The sequence below is a fragment of the Viridibacillus sp. KH_047 genome (genome assembly GCF_057838945.1).
Window position 1 is genome coordinate 1,069,834 of record NZ_CM174479.1, and the last position, 13,864, is coordinate 1,083,697.

The 13,864-nt window shown below is 37.5% G+C and carries 11 protein-coding genes and 1 other annotated feature; of the genes, 10 read left to right on the forward strand and 1 reads right to left on the reverse strand.

Translation table 11 applies throughout. The features are described from left to right. Positions 1 to 147: 147 nt before the first annotated feature. The 9 genes from lon to AC3IS5_RS05395 all read left to right on the forward strand — a co-directional run bounded on the left by lon (position 148) and on the right by AC3IS5_RS05395 (position 10,400). Positions 148 to 2,475, forward strand: coding sequence for an endopeptidase La (gene lon / locus AC3IS5_RS05355; protein ID WP_489426881.1), 2,328 nt, complete (start codon positions 148 to 150; stop codon positions 2,473 to 2,475). After that, positions 2,472 to 3,053 (forward strand): ribosome biogenesis GTP-binding protein YihA/YsxC, encoded by a 582-nt coding sequence (gene yihA / locus AC3IS5_RS05360; RefSeq protein ID WP_193740603.1) that lies wholly within the window; start codon positions 2,472 to 2,474, stop codon positions 3,051 to 3,053. Before lon ends, yihA begins: the two co-directional genes overlap by 4 nt. A 266-nt stretch (positions 3,054 to 3,319) precedes the next feature. Then, on the forward strand, positions 3,320 to 4,684 hold the full coding sequence (gene hemA, locus AC3IS5_RS05365) for a glutamyl-tRNA reductase (RefSeq protein ID WP_489426882.1): 1,365 nt from the start codon (positions 3,320 to 3,322) through the stop codon (positions 4,682 to 4,684). Between the two features lie 100 nt (positions 4,685 to 4,784). After that, entirely contained in the window at positions 4,785 to 5,615 is an 831-nt protein-coding gene (gene ccsA / locus AC3IS5_RS05370; protein ID WP_489426883.1) for a cytochrome c biogenesis protein CcsA, read from the forward strand. 18 nt (positions 5,616 to 5,633) lie between these two features. Further along, on the forward strand, positions 5,634 to 6,566 hold the full coding sequence (gene hemC, locus AC3IS5_RS05375) for a hydroxymethylbilane synthase (RefSeq protein ID WP_489426884.1): 933 nt from the start codon (positions 5,634 to 5,636) through the stop codon (positions 6,564 to 6,566). Then, the gene (locus tag AC3IS5_RS05380; RefSeq protein WP_489426885.1) at positions 6,556 to 7,320 is read left to right on the forward strand and encodes a uroporphyrinogen-III synthase; all 765 of its coding nucleotides are present in this window, start codon (positions 6,556 to 6,558) and stop codon (positions 7,318 to 7,320) included. Before hemC ends, AC3IS5_RS05380 begins: the two co-directional genes overlap by 11 nt. Beyond that, positions 7,317 to 8,300: a porphobilinogen synthase gene (hemB, locus tag AC3IS5_RS05385; protein ID WP_038187470.1), complete on the forward strand. Its 984-nt coding sequence runs from the start codon at positions 7,317 to 7,319 to the stop codon at positions 8,298 to 8,300. Before AC3IS5_RS05380 ends, hemB begins: the two co-directional genes overlap by 4 nt. 3 nt (positions 8,301 to 8,303) lie before the next feature. Next, the gene (gene hemL / locus AC3IS5_RS05390) at positions 8,304 to 9,596 is read left to right on the forward strand and encodes a glutamate-1-semialdehyde 2,1-aminomutase (protein ID WP_489426886.1); all 1,293 of its coding nucleotides are present in this window, start codon (positions 8,304 to 8,306) and stop codon (positions 9,594 to 9,596) included. A gap of 234 nt (positions 9,597 to 9,830) precedes the next feature. Beyond that, positions 9,831 to 10,400: a hypothetical protein gene (locus AC3IS5_RS05395; protein ID WP_489426887.1), complete on the forward strand. Its 570-nt coding sequence runs from the start codon at positions 9,831 to 9,833 to the stop codon at positions 10,398 to 10,400. Here the strand turns inward: AC3IS5_RS05395 and AC3IS5_RS05400 are convergent. Beyond that, positions 10,377 to 10,571 (reverse strand): hypothetical protein, encoded by a 195-nt coding sequence (locus AC3IS5_RS05400; protein ID WP_489426888.1) that lies wholly within the window; start codon positions 10,569 to 10,571, stop codon positions 10,377 to 10,379. The genes AC3IS5_RS05395 and AC3IS5_RS05400 overlap by 24 nt on opposite strands. A 70-nt stretch (positions 10,572 to 10,641) precedes the next feature. Continuing rightward, positions 10,642 to 10,870 (forward strand) — a binding site (T-box leader). A 102-nt stretch (positions 10,871 to 10,972) separates the two neighbouring features. On the opposite strand from AC3IS5_RS05400, the gene AC3IS5_RS05405 reads away from it, so the two are divergent. Beyond that, positions 10,973 to 13,600, forward strand: coding sequence for a valine--tRNA ligase (locus AC3IS5_RS05405; protein WP_489427820.1), 2,628 nt, complete (start codon positions 10,973 to 10,975; stop codon positions 13,598 to 13,600). Positions 13,601 to 13,864 lie beyond the last annotated feature (264 nt).

The following is a 13,864-nucleotide window of genomic DNA, read 5'->3' on the forward strand; positions in this document are numbered from 1 at the left end:
CACTACTCGAAAGCTGGCTTTTTTTAAAATAAAATTCAGTCGATAATCACTTATGAAGAGTAAAATTGAAATGGTAATCATTTCTGTAATTAATAATGTTTGATTTGCGGGTAAATCGGACAAAATCTAATGGAGGTGATCACCCGCATGACTGAAGTAAAGAGAACGAAAGATATCCCATTATTACCTTTAAGAGGTTTACTCGTTTATCCCACAATGGTATTACATATCGATGTAGGTCGTGAGCGCTCTGTAGCAGCTCTTGAACATGCAATGTTGGAAGATAATCTTATCTTCTTAGTCACTCAAAAAGAGATGAGCATTGAAAATCCTACGCCGGATGATTTATATACAGTCGGTACAGTCGCATATGTAAAACAAATGCTAAAGTTACCAAATGGAACAATTCGTGTCCTAGTTGAAGGATTAAATCGTGCAAAAGTCGTTGATTATCGCGATGGAGAAGAATTTGCAGTTGTAGAAATAGAAAACTTCGAAGATTCAAAAACTGTAGATGCTGAAACAGAAGCCTTAATGCGCACTCTTCTATCTTATTTTGAAAAGTACTCGAAAGCTTCGAGTAAAGTAACTACAGAAACATATGATACTGTTGCTGATATTGAAGAACCAGGACGCTTTGCAGATATGGTTGCTTCTTATTTGCCGTTGAAAATTAATGGTAAACAAGAGATTCTTAAAATCATCGACGTAAAGGAACGTTTGGAAATATTAATCCAACGTTTACATGATGAGCAAGAAGTATTGAATCTTGAGAAAAAGATTAGCTCTAAAGTAAAACGAGCGATGGAAAAAGCGCAAAAGGAATTCTATTTACGTGAACAAATGAAGGCTATTCAAACGGAACTTGGCGATCGTGAAGGTAAAACAGGTGAAGTATCTGAGCTGAAAAAGAAAATCCAAGAGTCAGGAATGCCTGAATCCACATTAAAAGTGGCGTTTAAAGAATTGGATCGTTACGAAAAATTGCCTGCAGCAGCAGCTGAAAGTGGCGTTATCCGCAGTTATATTGATTGGCTTGTTGCTTTACCTTGGAAGGAAAAAACCGAAGATAGACATGATATTAAAGTGGCAGAAAAAGTTTTAAATCGTGATCATGAAGGACTTGATAAGGTCAAGGAACGAATTCTTGAATATTTATCAGTTCGTCAATTAAAAAAATCTTTACGTGGTCCTATTTTATGTTTGGCAGGACCTCCTGGAGTAGGTAAAACTTCTTTGGCAAAATCGATTGCAGAAGCTTTAAATCGTAAATTTGTCCGTATTTCACTTGGTGGTGTACGTGATGAGTCTGAAATTCGTGGACATAGAAGAACTTACGTGGGCGCAATGCCAGGACGTATCATACAAGGTATGAAAAAGGCAAGTACAGTAAACCCTGTATTTTTACTTGATGAAATCGATAAGATGTCGAATGATTTCCGAGGAGATCCTTCTGCTGCTATGCTTGAAGTATTAGACCCAGAGCAAAATAATTCGTTTAGTGATCATTACATTGAAGAAACATATGATTTATCAAATGTATTATTTGTTGCGACAGCGAATGATTTAAGTACGATTCCTGGTCCATTGCTTGATCGTATGGAGATCATTACAATCGCGGGCTATACAGAGCAAGAAAAGCATGAAATTTCGAAAAAACATCTTATTCCGAAACAACTGAAAGAGCATGGTTTATCAAAGGCACAATTGCAAATTCGTGATGATGCTATTATTGATTTAATTCGATATTATACGCGCGAAGCAGGTGTTCGAGGTTTAGAACGTCAAATTGCAACATTATGTCGTAAAGCAGCGATGCAAATTGTTGCAGGAGATAAAAAACGTGTAGTAATGGCGGCTAAGAATCTTGAAGATATTCTTGGAAAACATCGTTTCCATTACGGGCAAGCTGAAACAGAAAACCAAATAGGTGTGGCAACTGGATTAGCGTATACAACTGTTGGTGGCGATACTTTACAGATTGAAGTGTCATTAACTCCTGGTAAAGGCAAATTGCAGTTAACTGGTAAGCTTGGAGACGTGATGAAGGAATCTGCTCAAACGGCCTTATCTTATGTCCGTTCAAAATCAGAGGATCTGAATATCGACCCAGAATTCTTCGATAAACATGATATTCACATTCACGTGCCAGAAGGTGCCGTACCAAAAGATGGTCCATCAGCGGGGATTACAATGGTTACAGCTATCACATCTGCGATTACGAAACGTCCAATCCGACGAGAAGTAGGTATGACAGGTGAAGTGACGTTGCGTGGACGAGTATTACCAATTGGTGGTTTGAAAGAAAAAACGTTAGGGGCGCATCGTGCAGGCTTAACGACAATTATTTTACCGAAAGACAATGAACGCGATATTGATGATATACCAGATAGTGTTCGTGAACAGCTTTCATTTAAGATAGTGTCAAACGCAGATGAAGTACTGGAAATAGCGTTAGACGGAGGAGAAATATGAAAGTTAATAATGTAGAAATGGTCATTAGTGCAGTACGACCAGCACAATATCCAGAGGATGGTCTGCCAGAGTTCGCTTTGGCAGGAAGATCGAATGTAGGAAAGTCATCTTTTATCAATCGAATGATTGGACGTAAAAGTATGGCGCGTATTTCATCTAAACCAGGGAAAACACAAACACTAAATTTTTATAAAATTGAAGAGCAATTGTTCTTTGTGGATGTTCCAGGTTATGGTTACGCGAAAGTTTCAAAATCTGAGCGTGAAGCTTGGGGGCGAATGATCGAACAATATTTCACAAGCCGATCATTATTAAAAGCGGTTGTGTTAATTATAGATATTCGTCATAAACCTACAGTTGATGACTGTATGATGTATGATTTTTTGAAGCATTACAATATCCCATGTATCGTAGTTGCAACGAAAGCTGATAAAATTGTAAAAGGTAAATGGGAAAAGCATAAAAAAGTGGTGAAAGATGAATTGGATATGGATCCAAATGATCCGCTTATTTTATTTTCTTCTGAAAAAAGCATGGGCATGGACCAAGCTTGGGCAGAAATCGAAAAAAGAATGTAACAGTTTCATAGGAAGAGCGCGAGCGATAGTTGCTAGCGCTCTTTTATTATGTATTGAATAGTTATTTGCTCAATTGGGAAAAATACTATATAAAGCAATATGGTTGTTGTTCGACAAATTTTTTGATACACTTACATTATAATAATTCTAAATAAGGCGAGTACTATTATCATTCATATGCCGTTCAAAATTAAAACTAGCTGTGACGGACATTTATGCTATAATAGAAATCGTGAATTAGATGAACGTGAGAGGTGTATGATTTCATGCATACCATCGTAGTAGGCTTGAATTATAAGACAGCTCCAGTAGAGATTCGTGAAAAATTCTCATTTATTGAGAGTGAAATACCGAATGCTATGAGAGCTCTTCAAAGTGAAAAAAGCATATTAGAGAATGTAATTGTTTCTACATGTAACCGAACAGAAGTGTATGCTGTAGTCGATCACTTGCATACCGGACGTCACTATATAAAACAATTCCTAGCAGATTGGTTTAAAGTTCCTGTTGAAACTTTTTCTGCTCATTTATATATTCGTGAAGATGAACTGTCGATGGAGCATTTGTTCCGCGTCACTGCTGGGATAGATTCAATGGTACTTGGAGAAACACAAATCCTTGGACAAGTGCGTACAAGCTTCTTAAATGGACAAGAAATCGGTGCAACTGGTACCGTTTACAATAAACTATTTAAGCAAGCTATTACATTCGCAAAACGCGCGCATGGTGAAACAGCTATAGGCGAAAATGCAGTGTCTGTTTCTTATGCAGCTGTAGAACTAGCTAAGAAAATCTTCGGATCATTACAACAAAAACATGTTGCTATTTTAGGTGCAGGTAAAATGGGTGAATTAGCGACTCAAAATTTGTATGGTAGTGGTGTTGGAAAAGTAACGGTGATTAACCGTACATTTGAAAAAGCTGAGTTACTTGCTTCAAAGTTTGAAGGAACAGCAAAGTCAATGCAAGAGCTTCAATGTACACTTCTTGAAGCTGATATTTTAATCAGTTCAACTGGTGCGACAGACTATGTTATTGATTTTGAATTAATGCAATTTGTTGAACGTTTAAGAAAAGGGAGACCATTATTTATGGTAGATATCGCTGTACCGCGTGACTTAGATCCACGTATTGGTGATTTACCAAATGTCTTCCTATATGATATTGATGACTTACAAGGCATAGTTGAGGCAAACCTTGCTGAACGTGAACGTGCTGCTAAGCAAATTTCGTCTATGATCGACACTGAAATTCATGAATTCCAAGACTGGTTATCAACACTTGGTGTAGTACCTGTAATTGCCGCGCTTCGTAAAAAAGCAGCAACAATTCAAGAGGAAACAATGCAAAGTATCGAAAACAAAATGCCTGATTTAACGGATCGTGAGAAAAAAGTGTTAAGTAAGCATACGAAATCAATTATTAATCAATTATTAAAAGAACCAATTTTGCAAGCTAAGGAAATAGCTAGTTCAACAAAAGCAAATGAACAATTACAGCTATTCCAACAAATTTTCGGAATTGAAAATGATGTGCAAAATGAAGTGAAAAGGCACCAATTAGAAGAAAAAAACCGAATGCAAAAAATAGCAGAAGAAGCACAATCTTCTAGTCCTGGATTATCATATTAATGAAATTTGTTTAGGAGGCGTTTTCGTATCTGTATGGTAAACTAATAGATGCGAAATCGTCTTTTTTTACGCGATAAAGTTAAAAATAAAGGAGTAAGTTATGGCTGATTTGACGATGACAAGACTACATGAAGCGATGGTCGTCTTATATGCAATCAGTCTTGTATTCTATTTTATAGATTATTTAAATAAGGATGCAAAAGCTCACCGTGTTGCATTTTGGCTACTTTCCATCGTATGGGTTTTACAATCAGTATTTTTAGTAATGTATATAGTGGAGACGCATCGTTTCCCTATATTATCGTTGTTTGAAGGAATCTATTTATATGCTTGGTTATTAATAACCATTTCGATCCTTTTACATTGCGTATATCGAGTAGATTTACCAGTATTCTTCATAAACGTAATTGGATTCATCTTCATGACGATTCATACATTTGCACCATCGCAAATCGCACAATCGCCAGTAGGTGAGGCTCTAATCTCTGAGCTTTTATTTATCCATATTACGTTCGCAATTCTATCGTATGTGGCATTCTCACTATCGTTTGTTTTTTCGACATTATATTTGATTTTATATAATGTATTAAAGAAAAAGAAATGGACGAAGCAATGGACGAGACTTCCATCATTACAGCAAACTGAGCAAGGAATGACAGCTTCATTATTAACGGGTATACCGTTATTGTTAATAAGTTTAATTTTAGGCCTACAATGGGCATATTTAACATTAGATAATATATCTGTATTTGATGTGAAAATTGTTGGTTCATTTGTTTCGTTGTTAATTTATTGTTTCATCATTTATGGAAATCGAAAAGGGAAATTACATTCGACAGGTTATGCGTGGGCTCATGTGTATGCATTTCTGTTTGTAATCATCAATTTCTTTTTAGGAAGTAAATTGTCTGATTTTCATCTTTGGTATTAATAGAAAGGTTGGATTATTGTGAGAAAAATAGTAGTAGGTTCAAGAAGAAGTAAACTTGCTTTAACGCAAACTAATTGGTTTATCAATCAAATGAAACAGGCGGGTGCTCCGTTTGAATTTGAAGTCAAAGAAATTGTGACTAAAGGTGACCAAATTTTAGATGTCCAACTTTCTAAAGTCGGCGGTAAAGGACTATTTGTAAAAGAAATCGAACAAGAACTTTTTGATAAAGGAATTGATTTTGCTGTCCACAGTATGAAAGATATGCCAGCAGTTTTACCAGAGGGGCTTGTAATCGGCTGTATCCCTCCACGTGAAGATGCACGTGATGCTTTCATTTCAAAAGGTCATGTGAAATTTGCGGATTTACCAAAAGGTGCTGTTGTAGGCACAAGTAGCTTACGCCGCAGTTCACAATTATTGGCCCAACGTCCAGATATCGAAATCAAATGGATTCGTGGAAACGTAGATACACGTTTAGAGAAACTTGAAACGGGCGAATATGATGCGATTATTTTAGCAGCAGCTGGTCTTAAACGACTAGGTTGGAGTCAAGATGTCGTAACAGAATACTTATCTGCTGAAATGTGTATACCAGCTGTTGGGCAAGGTTCTCTAGGCATTGAGTGTCGCAGTGATGATGCTGAATTATTAGCTGAGCTTGCTAAATTAACAGACAAGGCAACTTGGGAAGAAGCACATGCAGAGCGCGCATATCTTGCAGCAATGGATGGCGGTTGCCAAGTACCAATCGCAGGTTACGCAAAATTTGATGGAAAACAAATTGAACTAACTGGTTTAGTAGCAGCTCCAGATGCGTCTGTTATTTATAAAGAAACAGTGACAATGGAAGATGCTAAAGCAGCTGGTGAAGAAGTTGCTCGTATTTTAACAGAGCAAGGAGCCTTTGATTTAATTCAAAAAGTAAAGGCCGAGCAAGATGCTAAATGATTTATCTCTTAGTGGAGACAAAATCGTATTAACTGGCACACATGTTACAGCATCCGTGAAAAAGCAAATTGAACAATTAGGCGGTCAGGCTATACACCTACCGCTTATTACTGTTAATGAGATTAATAGTGACATGGACCGACAACGACTTGAAAAAAGTAAGCAGTATGATTGGCTTATTTTCACAAGTCAAAATGCGGTCCTTGCTTTTATAAGTAAAATACAGCGTTTTCATTTCCAGGCATCTGAGTGGTCAGGTAAAGTTGCTGCTGTTGGTACGAAAACAGCCGAAGCTCTTGAAGAAATAGGCTTTGAGATTAATTTTATGCCATCAACTTTCAGTGCAGATGTATTTGTACAAGAGTTCCCTGCAATTGCGGGGGACAATATATCCTGTCAATTTTTTAAGGGTTCGATGGCCAAAGATACTATAGTAAAAGGTTTATCTTGTCATGTCGATGAATGGACTGTCTATGAAACGGTTCAAACGACAGAACATACTACAGAACTGCTAACACTAATAAAAGAATCGGCAAATGTAAGTATTGCCTTTGCAAGTCCATCTGCAGTAGAGGTTTTTTCTGAGCATGTAGCAAAGGTAATCGGTTGGCATTCATTTATGGTTCTATCTATAGGACATATCACAGAGCGAGCGCTAATTAAGGCGGGTGCTAAAGTTGATGTAATGCCGCCCACCTATACAATGAAAGCACTGATTCAAGAGTTAGCTAATAGAAAGGAACATCTAAAATGAAAGATTTAACATTTAAAAGACATAGACGTTTACGTCAATCCGCTACTATGCGTTCAATGGTAAAAGAAACATATTTGCATAAAGAAGATTTCATCTATCCCATTTTCGTCATGGATGGCGAAAATATTAAAAATGAAGTATCTTCTATGCCGGGCGTTTTCCAATTTTCAATTGATCGTTTAGGTGAGGAAATGGATGAAGTAGTATCACTAGGTATTCCTTCTGTTATTCTTTTTGGCTTACCTGCAGAAAAAGACGAAGTAGGTACTCAAGCTTTCCACAATCATGGTATTGTTCAAGAAGCAACTCGTTTTGTGAAAAAGAATTACCCAGAAATCGTGGTTATTGCTGACACATGCCTATGTGAATTTACTTCTCATGGTCACTGTGGCGTCGTGAATGACAAAGAACAAATTTTAAATGATCCTTCACTAGATTTATTAGCAAAAACAGCAGTTTCACAAGCAGAAGCGGGAGCAGACATTATTGCGCCATCTAATATGATGGACGGTTTTGTAGCAGCGATTCGTAAAGGCTTAGATGATGCTGGATTTGAAGATGTTCCAATCATGTCTTATGCAGTAAAATACGCTTCAGCATATTATGGACCTTTCCGTGATGCGGCAGATGGCGCACCTAAATTTGGTGATCGTAAAACATATCAAATGGATCCTGCAAATCGTATGGAAGCAATGCGTGAAGCTACTTCAGACGTAGAAGAAGGAGCGGATTTCTTAATCGTTAAACCAGCATTGGCTTACTTAGATATTGTACGTGATGTACGTAATAACTACGATTTACCGATTGTTGCTTACAATGTAAGTGGCGAATATGCGATGGTCAAAGCGGCATCTATTAATGGCTGGATTGACGAAAAACAAACGGTCTTAGAAACACTACTAGGTATGAAACGCGCAGGAGCAGACTTAATCATTACTTATCACGCAAAAGATGCAGTTCGTTGGATGGAGGGGAAATAAATCATGACACGTTCATATGAAAAATCAAAACAAGCGTTTAAAGAAGCAGTAAACTTAATGCCAGGTGGCGTAAACAGTCCAGTTCGTGCATTTAAAGCAGTTGATATGGATCCGATTTTCATGGCTAGCGGTAAAGGAGCAATCATTACGGATATCGATGGTAATGATTATATTGACTATGTATTATCATGGGGTCCACTAATTATTGGTCATACGCATCCTGATGTGGTAGCTGCAATTCAAAAAGTAGCTGAAACGGGAACAAGCTTCGGTGCTTCTTCACTAGTAGAAAATGAACTAGCAAAAGTGGTAATAGATCGTATTCCTTCAATCGAAATGATTCGTATGGTATCTTCTGGTACAGAAGCAACGATGAGTGCAATCCGTGCAGCACGTGGCTTTACAGGAAGAGATAAAATTTTGAAGTTTGAAGGTAGCTATCACGGACATGGTGATAGTTTATTGATTAAAGCTGGTTCAGGTGTAGCAACACTTGGTTTACCAGACAGCCCTGGTGTACCAATGGGAATTGCTCAAAACACATTAACTGTTCCGTATAATGATTTAGAATCAGCTAAACTTGTCTTCGAAAAATTCGGCGAAGAAATTGCTGCAGTAATCGTTGAGCCTGTTTGCGGTAATATGGGTGTCGTTCCTCCGTTACCGGGATTCCTTGAAGGCTTACGTGAACTAACAACAAATGCTGGTTCACTATTAATCTTTGATGAAGTAATGACTGGTTTCCGAGTAGGGTATCATAGTGCTCAAGGTCACTTTGGTGTAACACCAGATTTAACTTGTCTTGGTAAAGTAATCGGTGGTGGACTACCTGTAGGTGCATTCGGTGGTAAGCGTGAGATTATGGAGAAAATTGCTCCAGCAGGTCCAATCTATCAAGCGGGTACATTATCAGGTAACCCACTTGCAATGTCTGCTGGATTAGCAACAATTAGTCATTTAAAACCTGAAACATATGATTACTTCACAAAACTAGGTGATCAATTAGAAGCAGGTTTCCGCGAAGCTGCAGAAACGTATAACATCCCTCACACAGTAAATCGTGCAGGTTCAATGATTGGTTATTTCTTAACTAATGAAAATGTTATTAACTTTGAAACGGCGAAAACTTCTGATTTACAATTGTTTGCTGAATACTACGGTTTAATGGCGAATGAAGGAATCTTCTTGCCGCCGTCACAATTTGAAGGTGTATTTGTTTCTACAGAGCACACTGAAGAACATATTTCAAAGACTGTTCAAGCTTTCCAAAAAGTATTTAAACAACTTGCACGCTAATATAATATTAGAAGAAAAAGGCTTTCTCTATTTTGAGAAAGCCTTTTATAATGCATGTAAATACATTGATAATGTACGTAATATAGCTAATCTTTCTCTTAGAGCATCAATGACTCTAATGGACCTGACCAACAAACGAATAATTACAATCGATTAATCTATGGACATAACACAATGCATAATCACAATACTATCAAGCATATATTCTATTAGATATATGAAGGAGGTCAAGCTATGCAACATATTTCCTGGGAAATCGCAGAAGGATTTAACTTTCCTGAAAGTTTTGGTAAACCGCAAGATACGTCGAATGTGAAAATTACACCTCGTTGGACACAAGAAGAGTCAGGTGAATCAGTATTTTTAACAGGTATTTATCATATTTCTGCAAATGTAGCATTTGCAGAAGGAGAAGCACCACATCATGGGACTTCAACTTGGACAACAATAGAGGATTTAGACATGCAAGGAGAATCGGGTTATTTTGAATATGCTGTGCCGTTACATGTAAATTTGCCGCGAGATCGAGTGAATAAAGACGTTCCTGTAGAAATAAAAGTAGACTATATTACGACAACATTCCAAGATGATGGTAGTTGTCATTTTAGCTGGCAGGCGACATGTAATTATGAAGAGCCGCAAGTTGCTACTGCACAAGTAGAAGCAGAAGTAGTAGAAAGTTCAACTACCACTACTGCTGAGGCAAGTGCTCAAGAAGAACTAGAATCTGATGCGTTTTTATGGGATTTAGAAGAAGCATATACAGTTAAAACGTATAACTTAAAGGAATTCCGTAAACAGTAACCACCACAATAAGGCTAATACTAGAAGTAAGATGATGTCTCCTGTTGTCGGGATAATAATTACACGTATAACTTGGAAGCAACAAATAGGAACGATAATACGTCTACAGTGAAATCTTGTTTTCCGTAGCCAAGGTGGGTGGAAATGACGATTAAATTTTCTATGTGACATGAAATGTAGCCCTCCTTTCTAAAAAACTTGAAAATGCATCTTTTTTCCGATACAATTAGGTCATCTTAATATAGATGCATAGATAGGGAAGAGTAGAATGTATTGTGTTTGCCAAAGAGAGGAAACGTTTGGTGAGAGTTTTCGCATACACACGTTTGAAGGTCGCCCTGGAGCAGTTTCTGTGAACCTAATAAAGCTTAGCAGAAGCCGGTTAGAAGCCGTTATACAATGAAGTGTCAGCACGTTTTTTTGTGTTGAAATAAAGGTGGTACCGCGAATTCAACTCCTTCGTCCTTTTTAGGCGATAGGAGTTTTTTATTTGCAAAAAACTACAAGATACTTCGTTGTTAACAAGAAATTAAAAGGAGGTCGTCAAATTGACAGAACAACAAACGACATCAATGCCAACGAAATATGATCCACAGTCAATCGAACAAGGACGTTATGAATGGTGGCTAAAAGGAGAATTCTTTAAAGCTCAACCAGAAAGTGGCAAAGAGCCATATTCAATCGTAATTCCACCACCAAACGTAACAGGTAAACTACACTTAGGGCATGCTTGGGATACAACATTACAAGATATCCTAATTCGTATGAAACGTATGCAAGGATACGATGCGCTTTGGTTACCAGGTATGGACCATGCGGGTATTGCAACACAAGCAAAGGTAGAAGCGAAACTTCGTGAAGAAGGTATTACTCGTTATGACTTAGGTCGCGAAAAGTTCGTTGAAAAAACATGGGAATGGAAAGAAGAGTATGCAGGACATATTCGTCAACAATGGGCGAAAATGGGCCTAGCGCTAGATTATTCTCGTGAACGATTCACATTAGATGCAGGACTTTCTGATGCAGTAAAAGAAGTATTCGTAAAACTTTACGAAAAAGGATTAATTTACCGCGGTGAATATATTATTAACTGGGATCCTGCAACAAAAACAGCGTTATCAGATATCGAAGTTATTTACAAAGACATTCCAGGGGCTTTTTATCACTTCAAATATCCATTAACTGATGGAACTGGATCAATTGAAATTGCAACTACACGCCCTGAAACAATGCTAGGTGATACTGCAATCGCTGTTCACCCTAAAGATGAACGTTACCAACATCTAATCGGCAAAACAGTGACATTACCAATCGTAGGTCGCGAAATTCCGATCATAGCAGATGAGTACGTTGAAATGGAATTTGGTACGGGTGTTGTGAAAATTACACCAGCTCATGACCCGAATGACTTTGAAGTAGGTAACCGCCATGACTTACCACGTATTCTTGTAATGAACGAAGATGGTTCAATGAATGATAATGCTGGAAAATATAAAGGTATGGATCGCTTTGAATGCCGTAAAGCAATCGTTAAAGACTTACAAGACATGGGTGTTTGCTTCAAAATCGAAGATCATATACACTCAGTAGGACACTCAGAACGTTCTGGTGCGGTTGTTGAGCCGTATCTTTCAACACAATGGTTCGTTAAAATGCAACCACTTGCAGATGCATCATTAGAGCTTCAAAAAGATGAAGAAGGCAAAGTAAACTTTGTACCTGCACGTTTTGAAAATACGTATTCTCGTTGGATGGAGAATATCCGTGATTGGTGTATTTCTCGTCAACTTTGGTGGGGTCACCGAATCCCAGCTTGGTACCATAAAGAAACAGGCGAAATTTACGTAGGTACAGATGCTCCAGCTGATGCTGAAAACTGGAATCAAGATAATGATGTATTAGATACTTGGTTCTCATCTGCATTATGGCCGTTTTCAACAATGGGCTGGCCAGATGAAGCAAATGAAGAATTTAAACGTTATTATCCAACTAATACATTAGTAACTGGTTATGATATTATATTCTTCTGGGTTTCTCGTATGATTTTCCAAGGTATTGAATTTACTGGAACACGTCCATTTGAAGATGTATTAATTCATGGTTTAGTTCGTGATGAGCAAGGTCGTAAAATGTCTAAATCTCTAGGTAATGGCGTTGATCCAATGGATGTTATCGAAAAATACGGTGCTGACTCATTACGTTACTTCTTAGCAACTGGTTCTTCTCCAGGTCAAGATTTACGTTATTCAAATGAAAAAGTAGAAGCGGTTTGGAACTTCTCAAACAAAATTTGGAATGCTTCACGTTTTGCTTTGATGAACATGGAAGGCATGACTTACGATGAAATCGATTTAACTGGTAAAAAATCAGTAGCAGATCAATGGATTCTAACTCGTCTGAACGAAACAATCGAACAAGTAACAACTTTAGCTGAGAAATTTGAATTTGGTGAAGTAGGTCGTCAATTATACAACTTCATCTGGGATGATTTCTGTGACTGGTACATCGAAATGGCGAAATTGCCATTATACGGTGAAGACGAAGCAGCGAAGAAAACAACGCGCTCTGTACTAGCATATGTTTTAGATAATACAATGCGCCTGTTACATCCATTTATGCCATTTATCACAGAAGAGATTTGGCAAAACCTTCCGCATGAAGGCGAATCAATTACAGTAGCTGCTTGGCCGACAGTTGATGAAACTTTAACTTCACAAGCGCAATCGGATAACATGAAATTACTAATGGACATTATCCGTGCTGTTCGTAATATTCGTGCTGAAGTACAAACACCAATGAGCAAAAAAGTACCTTTATATGTTTCAGCTAAAGATGCTGCAACACTTTCTGTTCTGGAAGATAACAAAGCATATCTAGAAAAATTCTGTAACCCAGAGCCGTTAACACTTGGCGAAGGTATTGAGGCTCCTGGTCAATGCATGTCAGCTGTTGTATCTGGTGCAGAACTATTCTTACCTCTTGAAGGATTAATCGATGTAGCGGCTGAAATTGAGCGCTTATCACATGAACTTGAGAAATGGGATAAAGAAGTGAAACGAGTTCAAGGTAAACTGAACAATGAACGTTTCGTATCAAAAGCTCCAGATGACGTTGTTGCTGCTGAGCGTGCAAAAGAAGCAGACTATATTGAAAAATATGCAACAGTGGAGAAACGTATTAACGAATTAAAAAATATGTAATAAAAAAATCGCTCAAGTATTATACTTGAGCGATTTTTTTTGTAATTAAAACGACAATTTTCGATAAAATACGAGAAATTACCACAATATAATTATCAACAGATATAAGTTGGAAGGTATTTTAGTTCCTTATAAATTAATCCTATAGTGAAATGTCAAGCGGTAATTATAACCAAAATGTAATGTAGTTATTGTACTTTATAATGGCTTATAATAAGAAGGTAAATGATTAAATAACAAGCACAATATACATACCAGGAGTGT